General features: G+C 42.0%; 28 protein-coding genes. 23 read left to right on the forward strand and 5 right to left on the reverse strand.

Annotated elements, in window-relative coordinates; translation table 11 throughout:
• The first annotated feature begins 88 nt into the window (after positions 1–88).
• The 9 genes from FJR71_RS01050 (at position 89) to FJR71_RS01090 (ending at position 8,083) form a co-directional block, all read left to right on the forward strand.
• On the forward strand, positions 89–901 hold the full coding sequence (locus FJR71_RS01050; RefSeq protein WP_172605111.1) for a DNA/RNA non-specific endonuclease: 813 nt from the start codon (positions 89–91) through the stop codon (positions 899–901).
• Positions 902–1,067: 166 nt separating this feature from the next.
• Positions 1,068–1,787 carry a matrixin family metalloprotease gene (locus FJR71_RS01055; protein ID WP_140813864.1) on the forward strand — a complete coding sequence of 240 codons (720 nt, stop codon included), beginning with the start codon at positions 1,068–1,070 and terminating at the stop codon, positions 1,785–1,787.
• Positions 1,788–1,789: 2 nt separating this feature from the next.
• Positions 1,790–2,161, forward strand: coding sequence for a hypothetical protein (locus FJR71_RS01060; protein WP_048689318.1), 372 nt, complete (start codon positions 1,790–1,792; stop codon positions 2,159–2,161).
• 82 nt (positions 2,162–2,243) lie between these two features.
• Positions 2,244–4,151 (forward strand): ABC-F family ATP-binding cassette domain-containing protein, encoded by a 1,908-nt coding sequence (locus FJR71_RS01065; RefSeq protein ID WP_048689324.1) that lies wholly within the window; start codon positions 2,244–2,246, stop codon positions 4,149–4,151.
• 208 nt (positions 4,152–4,359) lie between these two features.
• On the forward strand, positions 4,360–4,716 hold the full coding sequence (locus tag FJR71_RS01075) for a hypothetical protein (protein ID WP_048689327.1): 357 nt from the start codon (positions 4,360–4,362) through the stop codon (positions 4,714–4,716).
• A 4-nt stretch (positions 4,717–4,720) separates the two neighbouring features.
• Positions 4,721–5,596 (forward strand): XRE/MutR family transcriptional regulator, encoded by an 876-nt coding sequence (locus tag FJR71_RS01080; RefSeq protein WP_048689332.1) that lies wholly within the window; start codon positions 4,721–4,723, stop codon positions 5,594–5,596.
• A gap of 21 nt (positions 5,597–5,617) precedes the next feature.
• Complete coding sequence (locus FJR71_RS10060) at positions 5,618–6,382, forward strand: MFS transporter (RefSeq protein WP_082161855.1); 765 nt, start codon at positions 5,618–5,620, stop codon at positions 6,380–6,382.
• A gap of 107 nt (positions 6,383–6,489) precedes the next feature.
• Positions 6,490–6,795: an MFS transporter gene (locus tag FJR71_RS10065; protein ID WP_246040084.1), complete on the forward strand. Its 306-nt coding sequence runs from the start codon at positions 6,490–6,492 to the stop codon at positions 6,793–6,795.
• Positions 6,796–6,904: 109 nt separating this feature from the next.
• A complete protein-coding gene (locus tag FJR71_RS01090; protein ID WP_048689336.1) occupies positions 6,905–8,083 on the forward strand; it encodes an MFS transporter in 1,179 nt (392 codons plus the stop codon).
• Positions 8,084–8,115: 32 nt separating this feature from the next.
• On the opposite strand, the gene FJR71_RS01095 is transcribed toward FJR71_RS01090, so the two are convergent.
• From FJR71_RS01095 to murT, 3 genes are read right to left on the reverse strand one after another with little or no spacing between them, the layout of a single operon-like run.
• The gene (locus FJR71_RS01095; RefSeq protein WP_048689338.1) at positions 8,116–8,406 is read right to left on the reverse strand and encodes a LapA family protein; all 291 of its coding nucleotides are present in this window, start codon (positions 8,404–8,406) and stop codon (positions 8,116–8,118) included.
• Between the two features lie 9 nt (positions 8,407–8,415).
• Positions 8,416–9,204, reverse strand: coding sequence for a lipid II isoglutaminyl synthase subunit GatD (gene gatD / locus FJR71_RS01100; protein WP_048689341.1), 789 nt, complete (start codon positions 9,202–9,204; stop codon positions 8,416–8,418).
• Positions 9,204–10,544 (reverse strand): lipid II isoglutaminyl synthase subunit MurT, encoded by a 1,341-nt coding sequence (murT, locus tag FJR71_RS01105; protein WP_048689344.1) that lies wholly within the window; start codon positions 10,542–10,544, stop codon positions 9,204–9,206. Before murT ends, gatD begins: the two co-directional genes overlap by 1 nt.
• Positions 10,545–10,725: 181 nt before the next feature.
• Here murT and cdaA point away from each other — a divergent pair, with 181 nt between their 5' ends.
• The 10 genes from cdaA to whiA all read left to right on the forward strand — a co-directional run bounded on the left by cdaA (position 10,726) and on the right by whiA (position 19,028).
• The gene (gene cdaA / locus FJR71_RS01110) at positions 10,726–11,574 is read left to right on the forward strand and encodes a diadenylate cyclase CdaA (RefSeq protein WP_048689347.1); all 849 of its coding nucleotides are present in this window, start codon (positions 10,726–10,728) and stop codon (positions 11,572–11,574) included.
• Complete coding sequence (locus FJR71_RS01115; protein ID WP_048689349.1) at positions 11,571–12,311, forward strand: CdaR family protein; 741 nt, start codon at positions 11,571–11,573, stop codon at positions 12,309–12,311. Before cdaA ends, FJR71_RS01115 begins: the two co-directional genes overlap by 4 nt.
• 27 nt (positions 12,312–12,338) lie before the next feature.
• On the forward strand, positions 12,339–13,694 hold the full coding sequence (gene glmM, locus FJR71_RS01120) for a phosphoglucosamine mutase (protein WP_140813866.1): 1,356 nt from the start codon (positions 12,339–12,341) through the stop codon (positions 13,692–13,694).
• 365 nt (positions 13,695–14,059) lie between these two features.
• Positions 14,060–14,191: a DUF4044 domain-containing protein gene (locus FJR71_RS01125; protein ID WP_065426872.1), complete on the forward strand. Its 132-nt coding sequence runs from the start codon at positions 14,060–14,062 to the stop codon at positions 14,189–14,191.
• Between the two features lie 45 nt (positions 14,192–14,236).
• Positions 14,237–15,550, forward strand: coding sequence for a GTPase ObgE (gene obgE / locus FJR71_RS01130; RefSeq protein ID WP_048689356.1), 1,314 nt, complete (start codon positions 14,237–14,239; stop codon positions 15,548–15,550).
• A 23-nt stretch (positions 15,551–15,573) separates the two neighbouring features.
• On the forward strand, positions 15,574–15,735 hold the full coding sequence (locus tag FJR71_RS01135; RefSeq protein ID WP_006596601.1) for a hypothetical protein: 162 nt from the start codon (positions 15,574–15,576) through the stop codon (positions 15,733–15,735).
• 16 nt (positions 15,736–15,751) lie between these two features.
• Positions 15,752–16,129 (forward strand): RidA family protein, encoded by a 378-nt coding sequence (locus FJR71_RS01140; protein WP_048689361.1) that lies wholly within the window; start codon positions 15,752–15,754, stop codon positions 16,127–16,129.
• 111 nt (positions 16,130–16,240) lie between these two features.
• Positions 16,241–17,137, forward strand: a complete 897-nt coding sequence (gene rapZ, locus FJR71_RS01145) for an RNase adapter RapZ (RefSeq protein ID WP_048689366.1) — start codon at positions 16,241–16,243, stop codon at positions 17,135–17,137.
• Positions 17,134–18,111: a YvcK family protein gene (locus tag FJR71_RS01150; protein WP_048689370.1), complete on the forward strand. Its 978-nt coding sequence runs from the start codon at positions 17,134–17,136 to the stop codon at positions 18,109–18,111. The genes rapZ and FJR71_RS01150 overlap by 4 nt, the downstream gene beginning before the upstream one ends.
• Positions 18,108–19,028: a DNA-binding protein WhiA gene (whiA, locus tag FJR71_RS01155; RefSeq protein ID WP_048689373.1), complete on the forward strand. Its 921-nt coding sequence runs from the start codon at positions 18,108–18,110 to the stop codon at positions 19,026–19,028. Before FJR71_RS01150 ends, whiA begins: the two co-directional genes overlap by 4 nt.
• A gap of 39 nt (positions 19,029–19,067) precedes the next feature.
• Here whiA and FJR71_RS01160 read toward each other — a convergent pair whose 3' ends face one another.
• The gene (locus tag FJR71_RS01160; protein WP_140813867.1) at positions 19,068–20,036 is read right to left on the reverse strand and encodes an NAD(P)/FAD-dependent oxidoreductase; all 969 of its coding nucleotides are present in this window, start codon (positions 20,034–20,036) and stop codon (positions 19,068–19,070) included.
• A gap of 205 nt (positions 20,037–20,241) precedes the next feature.
• On the opposite strand from FJR71_RS01160, the gene gla reads away from it, so the two are divergent.
• From gla to rpsU, 4 genes are all read left to right on the forward strand, one after another.
• On the forward strand, positions 20,242–21,111 hold the full coding sequence (gla, locus tag FJR71_RS01165; protein WP_048689380.1) for an aquaglyceroporin Gla: 870 nt from the start codon (positions 20,242–20,244) through the stop codon (positions 21,109–21,111).
• Between the two features lie 126 nt (positions 21,112–21,237).
• A complete protein-coding gene (locus FJR71_RS01170) occupies positions 21,238–21,861 on the forward strand; it encodes a class I SAM-dependent methyltransferase (protein ID WP_125329602.1) in 624 nt (207 codons plus the stop codon).
• 30 nt (positions 21,862–21,891) lie between these two features.
• Positions 21,892–22,203 (forward strand): hypothetical protein, encoded by a 312-nt coding sequence (locus FJR71_RS01175; protein WP_048689384.1) that lies wholly within the window; start codon positions 21,892–21,894, stop codon positions 22,201–22,203.
• 143 nt (positions 22,204–22,346) lie between these two features.
• Positions 22,347–22,523, forward strand: coding sequence for a 30S ribosomal protein S21 (rpsU, locus tag FJR71_RS01180; protein ID WP_000048054.1), 177 nt, complete (start codon positions 22,347–22,349; stop codon positions 22,521–22,523).
• A gap of 101 nt (positions 22,524–22,624) precedes the next feature.
• On the opposite strand, the gene mscL is transcribed toward rpsU, so the two are convergent.
• The gene (gene mscL, locus FJR71_RS01185) at positions 22,625–23,002 is read right to left on the reverse strand and encodes a large conductance mechanosensitive channel protein MscL (RefSeq protein WP_048689389.1); all 378 of its coding nucleotides are present in this window, start codon (positions 23,000–23,002) and stop codon (positions 22,625–22,627) included.
• Between the last annotated feature and the right edge of the window lie 182 nt (positions 23,003–23,184).

Here is a 23,184-nt window from a genome sequence, read left to right on the forward strand (position 1 = left end):
GGAGCTTGAGATCGTGATCCCAGGCTCTTTCCATTCAGTAGAAACAGAGGAAACCAGTGTGGCAAACAATCAAAAGAAACCACTTAAAATGAAAAAATCAGGACAAACTCTACTTGGCTTGGTGGTGGCAGCGGCCCTCTCCATCGGTGGCTATTACTTTAGTCAACCCCAGCCAGTCGCAAGTCACTCTCAGGTTCAAACGGTTGTGACTTCGAGTCAAGAAGCAACACCGAGTAAGGAACTAGCGGAGAGTGTTCTGACAGATAGTGTTCGAGCTAAACTAGGAAAGAACATTCAATGGAACGAAGCGGGCGCTTTTATCATTAATCAAAATAAAACCAATCTGGATGCTGATGTTGCTAGTCTCCCTTATGCAGATACCAAGACAAAGACTGTAAAAGGGCGAGAGATTCCAACAGTTGCCAACGCTTTGATGACCAAGGCGACTCGTCAATACCAAAAGAGAGAACAGACGGATGTAGATTGGGCCCCCGCTGGCTGGCACCAAGTAACCAATTTAGCTGGAGAATATGACCATGCAGTTGATCGGGGCCATCTTCTCGGCTATGCCTTGATTGGCAACTTAGATGGGTTTGATGCCTCGATGACGAATCCTAAAAATATTGCGGTTCAAACAGCTTGGGCCAATCAAGCGCGTGATAGTTTTTCAACGGGACAAAATTACTATGAAACCCTTGTTCGGAAGGCCTTAGATAAAAATAAGCGGGTCCGTTATCGGGTGACTCTCAACTATGCTTCAGATGAAGATTTGGTACCAGTTGGCAGTCAAATTGAAGCAAAATCGAGTGATGGCAGTCTAGAGTTTAACGTTTTTGTTCCAAATGTCCAGAGTGGGATTAGTTTGGATTATCGTACTGGAAAAGTAACAGTGCATCGCTAAGCTGCGTATAAAAGAAGAAGCAGGATGAAAAGGATTCGGTTGGCTTTGCTGTCAACTGGATCTTTTTCCTTTCATGACGTCACCCTTTAGCTTATTTTAAGAAAACTGAGGTAAAATAACCTCTTCTAGACCTAAACAAAGGTCTTCCTAAGGAAAGGAGGAACTTGTGAGAACCATTATAGCCATGATTCGTTTTCTAATACGGGTTATTTGGAGTCTTGTTTGGGGCTTGTTTTGGACTCTCGCCCTTAGTTTTGCTTTGCTGGTTGCTGCTTTATTCTTTAGTGGCAAAACCGGTAGCGGAATAGATGGGGTCAGTCGCGCAGCCCAAACGGTTGTTACTCAGGTAGATGCTTACTTTCATCGAGATGGTCCTCTACGGGGTCAGGGAAGTCCATCTGCTCAAGAGGACTTAGCAACAGATGGCCATACCTCAACAGGAGCAAGGTGGGATCAGACAAGTGCAAAAGTTTATCTAGATCCTACGATGGATGATACCTTTACCCGTGCCTATGAGGAAGCTCTTGATTCTTGGAATCAGACAGGGGCCTTCACTTTCCAACTTGTCACCAGTGAAGAAGAGGCTGATATTATCTTAACGGAGATGGATGATAGCACGGTTTCTGCAGCGGGTGAGGCCGAATCCCAGACCAATGTCTTAACCAATCGTTTCAAACGGGTGACCGTTCGTTTGAATCGCTATTATCTATTAAATAAGCAGTACAATTATTCCCATCAGCGAATTGTAAATACAGCTGAGCATGAACTAGGCCATGCGATCGGTTTGGACCATACTGAGGAAGAGTCCGTTATGCAGGCAGCCGGTTCCTTTTATAGCATTCAAGCAAGGGATATTGAGGCTGTTCGTCAACTATACAAGGAGTAAGAATAATCAAACGCATACTGTATGTTATTCGAACCTTTCCAGAACAAGTGGCACTCTTTGTGTTTAACTCTGGAATCTTTCTATGGCTATCCCAAAAAGGGCTAGCAATCTCCCATGAATTAGGCATTCAACAGGCTTGGGAAAACTATGCTCCTGAGGGAGTCCGTCAATTTTTCGGAGACAATAAGGAAGCCGTCCAAGCTTTCTTCTCGCATTCGGTCATCACTTGGCTGATTGGCTCCATGATGATCCTGCTTGTGATTCGCTTTGTAAAGGGAGTCATCAAATGGAGCTTGCTTTTGCTGGTGATTGGCATTGGGCTTTTCCTCGCCTATCAGTACAGCCAAATGGCTTCCAATATTTCAACAATCTAAAAAGTGAGGAAAGGTCAAGCGCATCTAGCGTTTGGCCTTTTCTTCAATTGTCAATTTGTCAAAAGTAAGGTAAAATGAAACTATGATTATTTTACAAGCCAACAAAATTGAACGCTCTTTTGCAGGGGAGGTTCTTTTTGATAATATCAGCCTGCAAGTGGATGAACGGGACCGGATTGCCCTGGTCGGAAAGAACGGAGCCGGCAAGTCTACGCTCTTAAAAATCTTGGTGGGAGAAGAAGAGCCGACTTCTGGGGAAATCAATAAAAAGCGGGACCTTTCTCTCTCTTATTTAGCCCAGGATAGTCGATTTGAGTCGTCCAATACTATCTACGATGAGATGCTCCATGTCTTTGACGATCTCAGAAAGACCGAGAAAACCTTGCGGCAGATGGAGCTTGCGATGGGGGAAAAAACTGGGGCTGACTTAGAAAAACTCATGCAGGACTATGACCGTCTCTCGGAAGAATTCCGTCAGGCAGGTGGCTTCACCTATGAAGCTGATATTCGCGCCATTCTCAACGGCTTTAAGTTTGATGAGTCCATGTGGCAGATGAAGATTGAAGAGCTGTCTGGTGGGCAAAATACCCGTCTGGCTCTGGCCAAGATGCTCTTGGAAAAACCAAATCTTTTGGTACTGGACGAGCCGACCAACCACTTGGATATTGAGACCATTGCCTGGTTGGAAAACTACCTGGTCAATTATAGTGGGGCCCTTCTCATTGTCAGTCACGACCGCTATTTCCTAGATAAGGTCGCAACCATTACTTTGGATTTGACCAAGCATTCTTTGGACCGCTATGTCGGCAATTACTCTAGCTTTGTCGAGCAAAAAGAGCAAAAATTGTTGACCGAAGCCAAGAACTACGAGAAGCAACAAAAAGAAATTGCGGCGCTGGAAGACTTTGTTAATCGCAATTTGGTGCGGGCGTCGACCACCAAACGGGCCCAGTCTCGTCGCAAGCAATTGGAAAAAATGGAGCGCCTAGACAAGCCCGAAGCTGGGACCAAGTCTGCCCATATGACCTTCCATTCTGATAAGGCCTCTGGCAATGTCGTTTTGACAGTAGAAGAGGCAGCTGTCGGCTATGATGATCAAATCCTGTCCGAGCCGATCAATCTGGATATCCGTAAGATGAATGCGGTCGCTATTGTAGGACCAAATGGGATCGGGAAATCTACTCTTATCAAGTCTATTGTCGGGCAGATTCCTTTCATCAAGGGGGAAGCTCGTTTTGGGGCCAATGTCGAGGTGGGCTACTATGACCAGACCCAAAGTAAACTAACCCCTCACAATAGTGTCTTGGATGAGATCTGGAATGACTTTAAACTGACACCAGAAGTAGAAATTCGCAATCGCCTAGGAGCCTTCCTTTTCTCAGGGGACGATGTCAAGAAAACCGTCGGCATGCTGTCGGGTGGAGAGCGGGCCCGCTTGCTTCTAGCTAAGCTGTCCATGGAGAATAACAATTTCTTGATTCTCGATGAGCCGACCAACCACTTGGATATCGATAGCAAGGAAGTGCTGGAAAATGCCTTGATTGATTTTGACGGGACCTTGCTCTTTGTCAGCCACGACCGTTACTTTATCAATCGGGTGGCTACACAAGTCTTGGAACTCTCAGAAGAGGGCTCGACCCTTTATTTGGGAGACTATGATTATTATCTGGAGAAAAAAGCAGAGTTAGAGGCCCTTGCTGCAGCGCAAGTAGAAGCTATGCCTGTTTCTTCTACGGAGGAAGTCACCAGCAATGACTATCACCTGCAAAAGCAAAATCAGAAGGAACTCCGGAAAATCACCCGTCGCATTGAGCAATTGGAAGCGGAGATGGAAGAGATTGATCAAAAAATCCAAGCCATCACCGAAACCATGCATAGCACCAATGATGCAGAAGACTTGGTACAACTCCAGAGTGACCTGGACCAATTAACTGTCCAGCAGGAAGCGGTCATGGAAGAATGGGCAGAACTGTCAGAGCAGGTGGAATAGATAGAAGATCTTGGAAAAGTTTTTCGTGAATTTCGAATCAGTAAAAATTATTCATTGAAAGAAGCTGCAGGCCACCAATGAAACCGGCGAACTCATTGAGAGCCAGTAGCAATTGGACCAGCTGACTGCCACCTAAGAAGAAGCCATGCTAGAATGGGAAGAATTAGCGGAGAAAGTGTAGTTTTCTAATTTGCCTAAGGAGAACATTATGACGACTGAAAATGATTGGTTTATGAAGCAGATTAAAGGTGTAGCCGATATAATTGGTACAACTTTGCGCCTACAGATTCAGAATTTAGATTTGGGGCAGTACGAGGATGAGGAAGGAAAACTCATCAACGGGAATCACTATCTTCAGCAAGTTTTAGAAGAGCAACGCTTTGCAGAGGCCATTTCTTTTGTTGAAGAGCAGATGAAACGCCTACCTCTTCATCAGTATGATCTATTGGTTGATTGGCTGATTTCTTACTTAAGACAATTAGATGTTTCCGTTAAAGAAGAACATGGATTCTACGAAGGATACTTGCAAGAGTTAGAAAGGTACTTAAAGGAATTTAAGTGGTAATCAAATGGAAGATTTAGGCAAAGTTTTTCGTGAATTTCGAATCAGTAAAAATTATTCATTGAAAGAAGCTGCAGGAGAAGCCTGCTCGACCTCTCAATTATCCCGTTTTGAATTGGGGGAGTCGGATCTGACTGCGTCGCGCTTCTTTGAAATATTAGACAATATCCATGTGACGATTGAGAATTTTATGGATAAGGCTAGGAATTTTCAACACCATGAGCATGTCGCCTTGATGGCTCAGATTATTCCGCTTTACTATGCAAATGATATTGCTGGTTTTCAAAGGCTTCAAGGAGAACAACTTGAAAAGGCTAAAGGTTCGATCAATCCCCTATATTTTGAATTGAACTGGATCTTGTTACAAGGGCTGATTTGCCAGAGAGATGTCAGCTACACCATGAAGCAGAGTGATCTGGACAAGGTGGCGGACTATCTCTTTCAGACAGAAGAGTGGACCATGTATGAATTGATCCTCTTTGGCAATCTCTACAGCTTTTATGATGTGGACTATGTCACACGGCTTGGGAGAGAAGTGATGGAGCGTGAAGATTTCTACAAGGAAATTGGTCGCCATCGAAAACTAGTCTTGATTCTAGCCCTCAATTGTTACCAGCATTGTTTAGAACACCGTTCTTTTGAAAGTGCTAGTTATTTTGAGGCCAATGTGGAAAAGATTATCGGCAAGAGTATCAAACTCTACGAGCGCAATGTCTTTCATTACCTCAAGGGATTTGCTCTCTATCAGAAGGGGCTAGAGAAAGAAGGGAGTCAGCAAATGCAAGAGGCTATGCATATTTTTGATGTGCTAGGTCTTCCAGAGCAGGTAGCTTACTATCAAGAACACTTTGATAAATTTGTAATAGATGAATGTTCTAAATAGGAGAGAGATAAAGGAGATTTTATGAACCGACATGCGGTCCAATTAATTAGTCGTGGAGCGATTACCAAAATTGGAAATATGCTCTATGATTATGGGAATAGTGTCTGGCTGGCCTCGATGGGGACTATAGGAAAGACGGTATTAGGGATCTATCAGATTTCTGAGTTAGTGACAGGGATTCTCGTGAATCCATTTGGAGGCGTGATCTCAGACCGTTTTTCCCGTCGCAAGATTTTGATGACGACCGACTTGGTGTGTGGTCTCCTGTGTTTGGCGATTTCTTTTATCAGAAATGATCGTTGGATGATTGCGGCTTTGATTGTTGCTAATATTGTTCAGGCCATTGCCTTTGGTTTTTCTCGACCTGCCAATAAAGCCATTATTACAGAAGTTGTGGAGAAAGAAGAGATTGTAACCTATAATGCGCACTTGGAGCTGGTCTTACAAGTTGTTAGTGTCAGTTCTCCCGTGTTTTCTTTCCTAGTTCTACAATTTGCCAGTCTCCATGCGACCCTCTTACTAGATGCGCTGACCTTTTTCATTGCCTTTGTCCTAGTGGCTTTCCTTCCGAAAGAAGAAGCTAAGGTTCAAGAGAGGAAACAGTTTACCGGGAAAGATATTTTTTCGGATATGAAAGATGGACTAAACTATATCTGGCATCAGAAAGACATTTCTTTCTCTTGTTGGTGGCTTCCGGCGTTAATTTCTTTTTTGCGGCTTTTGAGTTTTTACTTCCATTTTCCAATAGACTCTACGGGGGCAAGGGGGCTTATGCGACCATCTTAACATTGGGAGCTATTGGATCTATTCTAGGAGCACTTGTTGCCAATAAAATTACATCAAGTATGAAAATTCTCCTGTTTTTACTGATCATGGCAGGTGTAGGAGTGTTCATGATGGGCTTGCCTCTTCCGACTTATCTTTCCTTTTCGGGAAATCTGGTCTGTGAATTTTTTGTGACCATTTTCGACATCCACGTTTTTACTCAAGTGCAAACCAAGGTGGAAGATGATTATCTGGGGAGAGTCTTGAGTACGATTTATACTTTGGCTGTTCTCTTTATGCCCATCGCCAAAGGTTTGATGACTTGGTTGCCAAGTGTCCGAGTAGAATCCTTTCTCCTGATTGGAGCTGGAGTTATTCTCTTTTCACTCTTGGCTCAACTAGTAGCTAAGCAGCTTCAATCAAAAGAACAGTAGGGATCCTTTGATAAATTCGTAAAACACTAATTTTCCCAAATAGGGGATAAAATGAAAACCTCTTTCATGAACTGATACAATAGTTTCAGAAAATGAAGGAGGTTTTTTTATGAATCGACATGCAGTCCAATTAATTGCTCGTGGGGCGATCAATAGAATGGGAAATATGCTCTATGATTATGGGAACAGTGTCTGGCTGGCCTCAATGGGGACTATAGGAAAGACAGTGTTGGGGATTTATCAGATTTCTGAACTCGTCACCTCTATTTTAGTCAATCCCTTTGGTGGCGTGATCTCAGACCGTTTTTCCCGTCGCAAGATTTTGATGACAACCGACTTGGTTTGTGGTCTCCTTTGTTTAGCGATTTCCTTTATCAGGAACGATCGTTGGATGATTGCAGCCTTGATTGTTGCCAATATTGTCCAGGCCATTGCCTTTGCATTTTCTCGTACGGCCAACAAAGCCATTATCACTGAAGTCGTAGAGAAGGATGAGATTGTGACCTATAATGCACGCTTGGAGTTGGTCTTACAGGTTGTCGGTGTTAGTTCACCTTTGTTTTCTTTCCTTGTTCTACAATTTGCCAGTCTCCACGCGACTCTCTTACTGGATGCGCTGACCTTTTTCATCGCCTTTGTCCTAGTGGCATTCCTTCCGAAAGAAGAAGCCAAAGTTCAAGAAAAGAAACGGTTCACAGGAAAAGATATTTTTTCGGATATCAAGGATGGATTGCACTATATCTGGCATCAGAAAGAAATTCTCTTTCTCCTCTTGGTGGCTTCTAGTGTCAATTTCTTCTTTGCAGCTTTTGAGTTTTTACTTCCATTTTCCAATCGACTCTACGGAGTCAAGGGTGCTTATGCGACCATCTTAACGTTGGGAGCTATTGGTTCCATCATCGGAGCCTTGATCGCTAATAAATTTAAATCAAGTATGGAGATGCTTCTCTTCTTATTGATTTTAACAGGAGTGGGAGTGTTCATGATGGGCTTGCCTCTTCCTCACCTTCTTTCCTTTTCTGGAAATTTAGTCTGTGAACTCTTTATGACGATTTTTAATATCCACTTTTTTACCCAAGTGCAAACAAAGGTGGAAGGAGACTATCTGGGCAGGGTCTTAAGCACGATTTTTACCCTAGCCATTCTCTTTATGCCCATCGCAAAAGGCTTGATGACCTGGTTACCAAGTGTCCGAGTAGAATCCTTTCTCCTGATTGGAGCTGGCGTTATTCTCTTTTCACTCTTAGCTCAAGTAGTCGCCAAGCACCTACAAGCAAAAAATCATTAGAACAACATGAAAAAAGCACCGATTGGTGCTTTTTAGTTTTCGATTTGTTTGATTTTTTCTTCTTTATCACCTGACATCTTTTGTCCTAGTTGTTTTTTCGCAGTTTTTAACTCATGTTTTAATGAGAAATTTTTTGGAAGGCTGACTAAGAAAGTCACCAGCGAACCAAGAAGGACACAAACCAGAATCAAAATGATGAGCGGGAGTTTAAATTGGACCAGCAAAAAGTTTACAGTCACCGTTTGCATATTGGCCAAGGAAATAATCGCAATAAGCAAGACTGCAATCAGTAGTGCAACATATTGTAGTTTTCGTTTATTCATTTTGTCTCCCTATTCTTCTATTTCAGCTTTGCTTTTCACATCAGCGTATTCTTCTGCTTTTTCAAGGCTTAAGATATCATTGTAAGTCGCTAAGACGATGTCTTGTCCATATTTTTTCTTTAGAGCTGTTGTCACCAAGCGATAGGCCAAATTGGCGTTGCGAGACAAGATAGGGCCGTGGAAGTAGCTACCAAAGACGTTTTTGTAATGAACGCCTTCGCAACCATCTTCTTTATTGTTCCCATTTCCGTAGACGACCTTGCCCAGCGGTTTTTCATCCTCTGCCAAGAAGGTCCGACCTTGGTGGTTCTCAAAACCATAGTAGGTTTCATTGAACTCTTCATTATGGATCTTGATGTCTCCAATATAGCGATTGTTGACTTGGTTGAGGGTATAGTGCCCCATAATACCAAGTCCCTCAATGCGTTTACCAGAAGCTTCAATATAGTACTGGCCTAGAAGCTGAAATCCACCACAGATAGCAAGGACCACCCCATCGTTATGAATGAAGCGTTCGATGTCTTCTTTTTTATCTGGTAGATCTTCTGATACAATGGTCTGTTCGTAGTCTTGGCCTCCACCGAAAAAGGCAATATCGTAGACTTCTGGATCAAAGCGGTCTTTGAGAGAAACGATATCCACAGTGACATGAGCACCAAGTTTCTCCGCAACGTACTTGAGCATGAGGATATTTCCATTGTCCCCATAAGTATTCATCAGATTCCCATAAAGATGGGCAATTCTCAATTCATATTGGTAGTTTTCCTGATCAGGGGATTGTAGTGAAGTATACGTCATTAATTCATCTCCTTTTCAATCAGGTGTTCTTGAGCTAGCAATTCACGGAATTCTAGCATGGCCGTATAGGTGGCTAAAATATAGGCGTGAGGAGTAGCCTGTCCTTTAATCTGGGTAAAGACATCCTCTAATTTTGCATTTTCAGTAATCTGGTCAGACGGATAGCCTGTAACCCGAAGTCGTCGAGCAATTTCTGAGTGGCGTACCCCACCGGCGTTGATTTCTGGAATGTCCATCTGGGTGATTTGCTCAAAGTCGGCATCCCAGATCCAGCTGGTATCAATCCCATCTGCATAGTTGGCGTTGAGAAGAACGGACAAACTGAAGGGATACGGCGCTAGTTTGATCATTTCAATAGCCTGAGTAGCTCCAACCGGGTTTTTGATCAGGATTAGGGTACATTCTTTATCCCCAATCTTAAAGGTTTCCTGACGACCAAAGACAGCCTTACTCTTATCGAAACCACGCTTAATGACGTCTGGGCTTACATCAAAATAATGGGCCACCGCAACTGCAGCAAGGGCGTTGTAAATATTGTATAGGCCCCCAATATTAATGTGGTAGTTTGTACCGTTGATCTTAAAGTGAGAAGAAGTATTGGTCAGCTCGGTCAATTCATCGACAGCGACTGTTAAAGGAGGACGGTGGAAGCCACAGCTTTCACAAATGTAATCTCCCAGATTGGCATAGGTATTCAAGTGGTAGGTCAAGATTCTATGACATTCTGGGCAGACGATACCTTCTGTATTGTAATGAGCTAGCTGTGGAGCAGTTTTTTCCGTCTCAAAGCCAAAATATTGAACGGGATTTGGTAGGGGAAGGGTATGGAAAAGAGGACTATCCCCATTCATCAAAACAGTTGCTTGAGGCGCTTTTTTAATCCCATCTAAAATCATCCGATAAGTTGTGTAGATTTCTCCGTAGCGGTCCATTTGATCGCGGAAGATATTGGTGATCACAAACAAGGTCGGTGTGATGTAGTCACAAATCCGAGACAGACTGGCTTCATCAATTTCAAGAACAGCGATCGGACGACCAGAAGAACCTTTTGCGTTCAAGAAAGTAGTCGTAATCCCTGAAATCATATTGGCACCACTAGGATTGGTCACGATAGGTCCGAAAGCCTCCTGAAGAATCCCAACAGTGAGAGCTGTTGTTAGTGTTTTCCCATTCGTACCAGTGATAACCACAATTTCGTAGTTCTGGCCCAGATGTTGTAAAATGTCTTTATCAATTTGAAGGGCGATTTTTCCGGGAAGGGTAGAGCCACGTCCAAGCATACGCAAGAGGTGACTGCTCATTTTTCCGGCGATAAGCCCCATACTAGTCTTAATCTTCATAATTCATATTTTATCACAAAAAGCAACAGAAGGTTACAGAAAAATCTGTTGAAACATGATATAATGATGTGGAGTGGTTTGAACGCGTTATCCATTTTCTAGAAGCTCTGCTGTTGCCAGTAAGTATCTACAATGGTTAGTCGCGCGAAAAGCCTAGAAGAGAAGTGGTAGGTATGAGATTGTGAACATCCAACAACTGTCAAATCCCCAGTATTGGGCTAGTTTATTTCCCACTCCCTGGAGTGTGGTTGTCAACCTTATTGACATTGCCCTAGTGGCTTGGTTACTGTATTATTTTATCAAAGCCATTGTCGGCACTAAAATTATGATTTTGGTGCGTGGTGTTTTGACCTTTTTCTTATTTGAGTTAGTTGCCAATATGATTGGCTTGACGACCATTTCTTGGTTGATTAACCAAATCATCACATACGGGGTCATTGCTGCGGTAGTGATTTTCTCTCCGGAAATTCGGACGGGATTAGAACGATTAGGTCGAGCCACTGAATTTTTCTCAACCAATCAAATTAGTACTGAAGAAAAATTGGTTCAATCTTATGTAAAAGCGGTTGCTTATATGAGCCCTCGGAAGATTGGTGCCTTGGTTGCGATTCAAGGAAGTAGAACCCTTCAAGAATATATTTCTACTGGTATTCCCCTTGATGCAGATGTTTCGGGTGAACTTCTGATTAATATTTTTATCCCCAACACCCCGCTTCACGATGGGGCAGTGATTGTCACCAATGATAAAATTGCTGTATCTTGTGCCTATCTCCCCTTAACAGAAAGTACTGGGATTTCAAAAGAGTTCGGTACACGGCACCGGGCAGCCATCGGCTTATCCGAGGTAAGTGATGCCTTCACCTTTGTTATTTCGGAAGAAACAGGTGGTATCTCTATAACGAGAAATGGAAGTTTTAGACACGACCTCAGTATCGAAGAATTCGAACAAGAGTTGCGTTCTTTCATTATTCCAGAAGATCAAGGAAAAAAAGATTTGAAATCAAGAATTTTTGGAGGACGTATCAAATGATTCCAAAAAGAAAAATTGTCTATATCGTGACCTCCGTCTTTTTCTCAAGTCTCTTATTCATCAATGCAACCTCTGTTAATTTCCAGAATAACAGTAGTGCCCGTCAAGTGAGTTCTGAAACTTACACCAATACTCTTACCAATATTCCGATTGATGTAAAATACAACGATAGTAAATATTTTGTCAGTGGGATTAGTTCAGAAGTGACAGTCTTTCTGAAAGGATCTAACCGTGTTGCCTTAGCATCAGAGATGCAGGCTAGTACTCGTAAATTTAAAGTGGTTGCTGATTTAAGTGATCTGAAAGAAGGCCAGCATGAAATCACATTAAATATTGAAGGCTTACCTTCTGGTTTAACAGCAACCATCGAGCCTCAGAGGGTAACTGCAAAAATTGGTAAGAAGATGACGAAAAAGTTTGATGTTTCCGTCACTATACCTGATAAACAGATTGCTCCAGGGTGGAGTCTCTCACATGTTACTTTCTCTGAAGATGAAGTATCTGTGACAAGTGACCAAGATACTTTAGCTAAAATTGATCATGTGGAAGCCATCTTCCCTGAAGGAGATCTCTTGAACAATACCTACACTGCAACCGTATCAATGAAGGCAGTAGATAGTGAAGGGAATGATTTACCAGTCATTATCTCTCCATCAGAACTCTACATGAAGGTTGAGTTGAAACAAACAAGTTCCAGCTCTTCATCGACCAGTTCTTCATCACATAATAGCAATTAATATAGATTCATCGAAAGGAATATCATAATGGGTAAATATTTTGGAACGGACGGAGTCCGTGGAGAAGCAAACGTCGAATTGACGCCAGAGTTGGCCTTTAAGCTCGGTCGATACGGAGGTTATGTCCTCAGTCAACATGAAAAAGAAACTCCACTTGTTTTCGTAGGACGAGATACACGTATTTCTGGTGAAATGTTAGAAAGTGCTCTCGTAGCAGGTCTCCTATCTGTAGGGATTAAAGTTTATAAACTCGGTGTCATCGCGACACCAGGTGTAGCTTATTTGGTTCGTTCTGAAGGGGCAAGTGCTGGGGTCATGATTTCTGCCAGTCATAATCCAGCTCTAGACAATGGAATCAAATTTTTTGGGAATGACGGCTATAAACTGGATGATGACCGTGAATTAGAGATAGAAGCCTTATTGGATGCGGAGTCTGATACTCTCCCTCGTCCAAGTGCGGAAGGTCTTGGAACCGTGATGGATTATCCAGAAGGACTTCGTAAGTATCAAGAATACTTAGTTTCAACTGGAACCCAGCTGGAAGGAATGCACGTAGCTCTTGATGCTGCGAATGGTTCCGCATCTACAAGTGCCCGTCAAGTCTTTGCTGACCTAGGAGCACGTTTGACAGTTATTGGCGAAAGCCCAAATGGTCTCAATATCAATGACCAAGTAGGTTCAACCCATCCTGAGGCTTTGCAAGAGGCTGTCCGAGAATCTGGTGCGGCTATTGGTTTGGCTTTTGATGGTGATAGTGATCGTTTGATTGCAGTTGATGAAAATGGGGAACTAGTGGATGGTGATAAAATCATGTACATCATTGGGACTTATCTTTCTGATAAGGGCCTCTTAAAAGATAACACCATCGTAACGACCGTCATGTCTAATCTAGGTTTCCATAAGGCTTTGGATGCCAAGGGGATTAACAAGGTTGTGACTGCTGTTGGAGACCGCTATGTGGTCGAAGAGATGAGGAAGTCTGGTTACAATCTAGGTGGTGAACAGTCTGGTCACGTGATTGTCATGGACTACAATACCACTGGAGATGGTCAGATGAGTGCCGTTCAATTGACCAAGATTATGCAAGAAACTGGTCGTACATTATCAGACCTTGCATCAGAAGTTACCATCTATCCTCAAAAATTGGTCAATATCCGTGTTGAAAATAGCATGAAAGACAAGGCGATGGAAGTACCTGCTATTCGCGCGATTATTGAAAAGATGGAAGCTGAAATGGCTGGGAATGGGCGTATCCTAGTCCGTCCAAGTGGTACAGAACCTCTTCTCCGTGTCATGGCAGAAGCACCAACCCATGAAGAAGTAGACTACTATGTGGATACCATTGCTACAGTAGTCAAAGATGAAATTGGTCTTGAAGTTTAAATAATATAAGTAAACTTTCTAAAATAGAGTTTGAAAGGTTGGCTGAAAAAATACGTTGAATGATGAGGCCCATAGCCCTCATGACAACAGTTCTCTTTTCAATTACTTTTGTTCAAGCCATTCAAGCAGGAAACACCCTGATCTTGGCTTATCCTAAAGAAATAACTTTAATATCATCGTTTTTAAAAGGCTGGAATTTTCCAGTCTTTTTTGTTAGTTAGATGAAAAGGGATTTGAACAAGTGTGGATGTTTAAAAAAATATTTCATCCAATAGTCCTCTTTCGTATAGAGGTGGATGTTTGAAAAATGCCCTTATTCGTGGTAAAATAGGGCTAATGAATTTATTGTAATTGAGGTAAAAAACGTGGCTTTTGGAGACAACGGAAAACGCAAAAAAACTTTCTTTGAAAAATTGACCATGGTGGTCATTGTAATTATGTTGATTGTAACGGTTGGAGCAATCTTTGCTGCAGCTTTGGGTGCACTATCCTACTAAGGGACTACCAAGCAACACTTGGTTATAAAAGGAAAACGATAAACTATGAGTATGTTTTTAGATACAGCCAAGATTAAGGTCAAGGCTGGAAATGGCGGCGATGGCATGGTGGCCTTTCGCCGTGAAAAGTATGTTCCCAATGGCGGCCCTTGGGGTGGTGATGGTGGACGAGGAGGCAATGTCATCTTCGTTGTAGACGAAGGTTTGCGCACGCTGATGGACTTCCGCTATAACCGGCATTTCAAAGCCCAAAATGGGGAAAAGGGAATGACCAAAGGAATGCACGGACGGGGAGCAGAAGATCTCTATGTACGAGTTCCCCAAGGAACGACTGTCCGAGATGCTGAGACAGGCAAGGTCATTACCGACTTGGTTGAAAATGGGCAAGAGTACATTGTTGCCCATGGTGGACGTGGAGGACGCGGAAATATCCGTTTTGCCACTCCTAAAAATCCAGCACCTGAGATTTCAGAAAATGGGGAACCTGGTCAGGAACGCGAACTCGAATTAGAACTCAAAGTCTTGGCAGACGTTGGTTTGGTTGGCTTCCCATCAGTAGGAAAATCAACTCTTCTCAGTGTGATTACATCTGCCAAACCAAAAATCGGAGCCTATCATTTTACAACTATCGTTCCAAACTTGGGGATGGTTCGGACGCCGTCAGGTGAATCCTTTGCAGTCGCAGACCTTCCTGGATTGATCGAAGGAGCTAGCCAAGGGGTCGGGTTAGGAACCCAGTTCCTTCGTCACATCGAGCGCACCCGTGTTATCTTGCATATCATCGATATGTCAGCCAGTGAAGGACGAGATCCTTATGAAGATTACATTCAAATCAACAAAGAGCTTGAAACATATAATCTTCGCTTGATGGAACGTCCTCAGATTATCGTGGCGAATAAGATGGATATGCCAGAGAGCCAGGAAAATTTGAAAGAGTTCAAGAAAAAATTGGCGGCCAACTACGACGAGTTTGATGAACTGCCACAAATCTTCCCAATCTCTAGTTTAGCGCATCAAGGTTTGGACAACTTGTTAGAAGCAACAGCAGACTTGTTAGACAAAACACCAGAATTCTTGCTCTATACAGAAGAAGATATGGCGCAAGAAGAAGTCTACTACGGCTTTGATGAGGACCAACCAGCCTTCAAGATTAATCGTGATGATGATGCTTCTTGGATCTTGTCCGGTGATAAGCTAGAGAAGCTCTTCAATATGACCAATTTTGATCGCGACGAGTCTGTCATGAAGTTTGCGCGTCAATTGCGCGGAATGGGTGTCGATGAAGCCCTTCGTGCGCGTGGTGCCAAAGACGGAGATATCGTTCGGATCGGTAAATTTGAATTTGAATTTGTTGACTAGTTAGAGCTAAAGAGGAGAAGAAGATGGGAGATAAACCTATATCCTTTCGTGATAAAGACGGAAATTTTGTCTCTGCTGCAGACGTTTGGAATGCAGAAAAATTGGAAGAACTCTTTAATAAGCTGAATCCCAAACGTAAGTTACGCTTAGAACGGGAAAAATTAGCAGCATCCAGTGAAAATTAGGAATCAGGAGAAGAAAATGGCAAAAACAATTCACACAGACAAAGCACCGGCAGCAATTGGACCTTATGTTCAAGGAAAAATTGTGGGCAATCTTTTATTTGCAAGTGGGCAAGTTCCGCTTTCACCAGAAACAGGTGAAATTGTTGGAGAAACTATCCAAGAACAAACCCAGCAAGTGTTGAAGAATATTGCTGCTATCCTTGAGGAAGCTGGAACGAACTTTGATCACGTGGTTAAAACAACCTGTTTCTTAAGTGATATGAATGATTTTGTCCCTTTTAACGAGGTATACAAAACAGCATTTTCAAGTGAATTTCCAGCACGTTCTGCAGTAGAAGTGGCTCGCTTGCCACGCGATGTCAAAGTTGAAATTGAAGTCATTGCAGAAGTATAGTCTGAATAGAGGAATGCATTCGGGAAATAAGAATGCTGGAGTGAGAGCCATCGACTGACCAACTGGAAAGATGATGGTCTCCTCCTTTTTTGTAAGGAAAAGGTGATTAGGATGACAGATACAGAAAAAACAATTCAACTGGTCATTGTGACAGGAATGAGTGGTGCAGGAAAGACTGTAGCCATTCAATCCTTTGAAGATATGGGGTATTTCACCATCGACAATATGCCACCAGCTCTCTTGCCGAAATTTATTGAGCTGATTCAACTGTCGATGGACAATAATAAGTTGGCTCTCGTAGTGGATATGCGGAGCCGGTCTTTCTTCGCAGAAATTCGCTCCATTTTGGACGAATTAGAGAACCACGAAGGGATTGATTTTAAAATTCTCTTTTTGGATGCGACCGATAGTGAATTGGTTGCTCGCTACAAAGAGACTCGTCGTAGCCATCCACTGGCTGCTGATGGGCGTGTCTTGGATGGGATTACGTTGGAACGGGAACTTTTGGCTCCACTTAAAAACATGAGTCAAAATGTCATTGATACGACAGAACTAACTCCTCGTAATCTTCGAAAAGTTATTGCTGAACAGTTCTCTAGACAAGATAGCCAGCCTGAGTTTCGGATTGAAGTCATGTCCTTTGGCTTTAAGTATGGTTTGCCTTTAGATGCGGACTTGGTCTTTGATGTTCGTTTCCTACCGAATCCTTATTACAAATCAGAGCTACGGAATCAAACTGGCTTGGATGATGATGTCTATAACTATGTTATGGACCATCAAGAAGCAGAGGAGTTTTATCGTCATCTTTACGATTTGATTGCTCCCATCTTGCCAGCATACAAACGAGAAGGAAAATCTGTTTTGACGATTGCAGTTGGTTGCACAGGTGGCCAACACCGTTCAGTAGCCTTTGCTGCTCGTCTAGGACGGGATTTAGCGAAAGATTGGACGGTGAATATGAGTCATCGAGATAAAGACCGACGGAAGGAAACGGTGAATCGTTCATGAGAAAACCAAAAATGACCGTCATCGGAGGAGGTACGGGGATTTCCGTCATCTTGGATAGCCTTCGGAAAAAGGATGTTGAAATTACGGCTATTGTGACAGTGGCGGATGATGGGGGTAGTTCTGGGGAACTTCGAAAAAATATTCATCAATTGACACCACCAGGTGACTTGCGAAATGTACTAGTAGCCATGTCTGATATGCCTCGCTTTTATGAAAAAGTTTTTCAATACCGTTTTGCAGAAGAAGATGGGCCACTAGCTGGGCATCCTCTAGGGAATTTGATTATTGCAGGGATTTCTGAAATGCAGGGATCGACTTATAATGCCATGCAATTGCTGACTAAATTTTTCCATACGACAGGAAAAATCTATCCTTCTAGTGATACACCATTGACCCTTCATGCCGTCTTTATGGATGGGTCAGAGGTGGCTGGTGAGAGTGAAATCGCCCATCATGAGGGCATGATTGATTATGTTTATGTCACCAATACCTATAATGATGAGACGCCGAAAGCGAGTCGAAAAGTAGTAGATGCGATTTTAGAAAGTGATATGGTGATTTTAGGACCAGGTTCTCTCTTTACATCGATTCTTCCCAATCTAGTGATTGAAGAAATTGGACATGCCTTGCTTGAGACAAAAGCAGAGGTCGCTTATGTCTGCAATATCATGACCCAACGTGGGGAGACAGAACACTTTACCGATAGTGACCATGTTTCCGTCCTTCATAAACACTTGAAGAAGCCGTTTATTGATACTGTTTTAGTCAACATTGAAAAAGTCCCTCAAGAATATATGGACACGAATCGCTTTGATGAATACCTGGTTCAAGTAGAACATGATTTCGCAGGTCTAAAATCGCAGGTTCCCCGAGTTATTTCAAGCAATTTCCTTCGCTTGGAAAACGGCGGCGCCTTCCATGATGGAGAAGCTGTTGTGGATGAACTGATGCAAATTGTACAGGTGATTAAATGAGTTTTACCATTAAAGTAAAAGAAGAGCTCTTGACCCTTCACCGCTTTGAGAAAAGTGAGTTATCTGCTCTAATTAAGATGTCAGGTAGTTTGGGTCTAAGTATGGGGGGCTTAAGTTTGTCTCTGACCACGGAGAATGCTAAGATTGCCCGCCATATCTACGAATTGATTGTAGAATTTTATCAGGTCAAATCGGACATTCGTCACCACCAAAAAACCAATTTAAAAAAGAATCGCGTCTATACTGTTTCTATTGATGAAAAAGTCGAAGAGATTCTTGCAGACCTGCACTTAGCAGATTCTTTCTTTGGTATTGAGACAGGGATTGACCCAAGAATTTTAGAAGAAGATGAAGCAAGTCGAGCTTATCTGAGAGGTGCTTTCTTAGCAAGTGGGACCATCAAGGATCCGGAGTCTGGTCGCTATCAATTAGAAATTAGCTCTGTTTATTCTGATCATGCTCAGGACTTGGCCAACCTGATGCAACACTTTTTGTTAGATGCCAAGACCATCGAACGCAAAAAAGGAGTCGTCACCTATTTGCAGAGGGCAGAGGATATTATTGATTTCCTCATCTTGGTAGAAGCCAAGCAGGCTTTGGAAGAATTTGAGTCTGTCAAGGTCATGCGAGAAGCGCGCAATGATCTCAATCGAGCCAATAATGCTGAAATGGCCAATATTGCGCGGACGGTCACAGCTAGTATGAAGACCATTAACAATATCGTCAAAATCATGGATACCATCGGATTAGGTGGTCTTCCTGTCGAGCTTCAGGAAGTTGCCTATGTTCGAATCCAGAATCCCGACTATTCTATCCAGCAAATTGCGGATGCCTTGAAAACTCCCTTAACCAAAAGTGGCGTCAATCATCGCTTGCGAAAAATCAATAAGATAGCAGACGAGCTAGATGAACTATAAGAAAAAAACCTTTGAATCAGTTGATTCAAAGGTTTCTTCTTATAAGCTAGTCGAGTGGACTGGTTGAACTTTCTTGTCTGGATAAATGTAGTTTATCGCATTATTTACCGCAGTCGGAGCCTCGCCCAGACCAGTAGCAATCAAATCGATTTTTCCTTCGTAGAAGCAACAGTCGCCACAAGCGTAGATGCCTTCTCGGCTGGTCTCTTGTTTGCGGTTCACGAGGATCTTATGGCGTTGGAGGTCCAAGCCCCATTCTTTCAATTTCCCAACGGATGATTTAAAGCCATAGTTGACAAAGAGTTCATCGATGGGGAGTAATTGGGTTTCATCTGATTTAACCTTGCTAATTTCCAGATGGCTAGCATGGCCATTTTCTCCGATTAAACGGCTAGGAACATAAGGAGTTTGAATAGAGACGGACGAAGCCTTCAATTCTTCAACACTGTGTTCGAGAGCGCGGAAATTATCACGACGATGGACCAGAGTTGTCGGTGCGATTTTTTCAAAGGCTAGAGCCCAATCGACTGCTGAATCTCCTCCTCCTAGAATAGCAACTTGTTTGCCGGCATATTGTTGGATATTTGAAACATGGTAGTGAACGTTCTCGAATTCTTCAGCCCCATCCACTTCTAAAGGACGAGGTTTAAAGGCACCACCACCCATCGCAATAATAACAGCACGACTGAAATGCTGGTCTTTATTGGTTTCAATGAGGAAGTGATTCTCGTTTTTACGAATGTCCAAAACGGTTTCGTTCAGACAAATGTCAGTCTCGAATGTTTCTAATTGATCGATCAACCGTTGGGACAATTCTTCTCCAGTCAGGTTCGCAAAACCAGGGACATCCAGGATTCGTTTTTCAGGATAGAGAATAGCGGGTTGACCACCTAGTTGAGGAAGGGAATCAATCAATTTTACTTTTACTTGACGCATATGGCCATAGAAGGCAGCAAAGAGTCCTACAGGGCCTCCACCGATAATGGTAATGTCATAGATTTCAGACATGAGATCTCCTTTGTGATGTGTAACTAGTCCTATTGTATCATAATTCGGAGATAAATAGAAAGTGGAGGAGGGTACAAGGATTAAAAAGAATGAATCAGGGGATTGAGATATATTTTTTAAAAATAATGTTCGGTTTATTTACAAGTGTTCGATAATCTGTTAGAATAAATTATTATTATTTTTTTTATAAGGAGATTATTCAAAAATGCAATTTGATTTTTGGGTTAAAGTTGCGACCGAATTTATTGCAACAGCATTATTGATTATTTTAGGAAATGGTGCCGTTGCAAACGTTGAGTTGAAGGGTACCAAGGGGCATCAAAGTGGATGGCTCGTGATTGCGATTGGCTACGGAATAGGTGTTATGATGCCAGCCTTGATGTTTGGTAACGTTTCTGGTAACCATATCAACCCTGCCTTTACGATTGGTCTTGCAGTTAGCGGACTCTTCCCTTGGGAAAATGTTTTATACTACATCGTTGCTCAACTTCTTGGGGCTATGTTTGGGCAATTGGTTGTCGTTGCGACTCACCGTCCTTACTACCTTCAAACTGAAAATCCAAACAATATCTTGGGAACATTCTCAACGATTTCTAGTTTGGATAAAGGAACTCCAGAATCACGTAAAGCAGCAACCATCAATGGTTTCGTCAATGAGTTTGCTGGATCATTCGTCCTTTTCTTCGGTGCACTTGCCTTGACAAAACACTTCTTTGGTGCAGAGGTTGCTTCTCTAGCTCAAAGAGCAGCGACTGAGCAGGGAGGGATTTTTGATGCTTCTTCAACAGCCGCAAAATTGGCTTTGTCACAAGCACATGCTCCTGGTTTAGGAGTGGCTCACTTGGCACTTGGATTCCTCGTTATGGCTTTGGTGACATCACTTGGTGGTCCTACAGGACCTGGTTTGAACCCTGCACGTGACCTTGGTCCACGTTTGGTTCACGCTTTCCTTCCAAAATCTGTTTTAGGTGAACACAAGGGAGATTCAAAATGGTGGTACGCTTGGGTACCAGTTGTAGCACCAATCTTGGCTGCAATCGTTGCTATTGCCCTCTTTACCTTCCTTTATAAGTAAGACCAGAACACTTTTCGTAGACATTACGGAAAGTGTTTTTTTAAGAAAGTTTCGTGTAGAAACAATAATTAAGTCTGTTTTTTTATGGGGCTTTAATTGTGTTATTTTAATAAAGGAGTTAGTAGCTTGTTAATTATAATTATTACCATCTGCTTATTATTTTTATATTTCTTAATGCATCATCTAATTCAGCAGTCAAAGAATCCTACAGGAATACTCGGGAAAGGAATGATGAAAATTTGGAATTATACTTATTTTCCTATGTATGTGTGGGCAACCAGACAACTGGATAAAAATGATGTCCATAGAATACTAGATGTAGGAGTAGGAAACGGTCGTTCAAGTATCTTTTTGAAAGAAATCTATCCAAGAAGTACAGTTATAGGAATCGATAGTTCAGCAACTGCTATCTCAGAAGCGAAGGATTCGGAAAGTTTAAACCTTAAGTTTGAACGAAAAGATGTTAGAAAGACAGGTTATCCTGATGAAACGTTTGATTTAATAACAGGCTTTCAAACGCATTTTCATTGGGAGGATATAGAGACTTCATTTACGGAGTTAAGAAGAGTTCTTACATCAGATGGACTGCTTTTGCTAGCTTGTGAATGGCAAAAATTAGTTTATTTCTTGCCACAATTCAAAGTGGAGGATGAGTTTAGTAAGTTCTTGTCGTCAAAAGGACTGAATCTTTTAACAAGTCAGAAGAGTGGGCGATGGATTCTTTATAAGATTGTAAAAGAGACGAATTAAGTCAGTAAATGCTTATTATTAGGAGTAGGGATGAAAGAAAGGAATATAATAAAAGATAATAGAAGAGCTGGTTATTTTAGTTTTCTATATTATTTGCATGAGGAGAAAGAGTTTCATTCAGACGCACTTGTTGCTCTTTGTCAGTATCTAGAAAGGATGGATTCTGTTAGTCTTGAGCAACTGAAAGACTTACGTTGGATTGAATGTCAAATTTTGCGCCATATGGTCTATCATTTTGATCCAAATGATCTAAGTAGAATTCGCAATCTCCCAACGAATTATTGGGAGGAATTGGAAGCATTCGAACAAGTAGTGTCAAAGCTTTATGATCGTTATGAATGAAAGGATTTTCCAAAATCTGAAATTCTAGCACAGTTTTGAAGCTAAGATGATGGTGAGAGATGAATTCCTTTAACTTTTTCTTGACAATCTACAGAATTCCGTGTAGAATAGAATAGATCTTGAACTTGAAGGGAGTGAAAAACATGTCAAAAACAGTAGTACGTAAGAATGAATCTCTTGACGATGCTCTTCGTCGTTTCAAACGCGCGGTTACTAAAGCTGGTACTCTTCAAGAAACACGCAAACGTGAATTCTATGAAAAACCTTCTGTAAAACGTAAACGTAAATCAGAAGCAGCTCGTAAACGTAAAAAATTCTAATTGAATACAAGAACAGACTTCGGTCTGTTTTTTGTTTCTCTAGAAAAATTGAAGATAAAAAACCCGACCTTCTAGCTAGAAGATCGGATCTTTTTATCTGATTATTTGTTTGCAAGCAAGTCGCGGATTTCAGCAAGCAACTCTTCTTGAGTAGGAGCAGCTTCTTCTTCAGCAGCTTCCTCTTTTTTACCAAGGTTTTGAGCTTTCTCAGCAGCTTTTACTACGAAGAAAAGAACAGTACCAACAACAAGGAAGTTGATAACAGCGCTCAAGAAGCTACCGTAAGCAACACCGTTCCATGACAATTGTGCAATCTTTTCAACACCAGCAGCTTTCATAGCTGGGTTCAAAATAAGTGGAGTGATGATATCGTTAACAAATGATGTTACGATAGCTCCAAATGCAGCTCCGATAACGACTGCGACAGCAAGGTCAACAATATTCCCACGAAGGAGAAAAGCTTTCAAATCTTTTAACATATCCTAAATATGTCCTTTCATAATAAATTTTTACAGAGCATAGTATAACTGAAATTTTTTTCGTATTCAATAAATATGCTCAAATTTTTTTAAAAAGTTGATTTAAGGAAAATGGAGGCTTTCAAAACTCAGGAAAAATGTGGAAAAATCGGGTGAAAATCAATGCGGATGATTTACAATTG

The organism is Streptococcus xiaochunlingii, assembly GCF_006385805.1.
Classification (GTDB): Bacteria; Bacillota; Bacilli; order Lactobacillales; family Streptococcaceae; genus Streptococcus; species Streptococcus xiaochunlingii.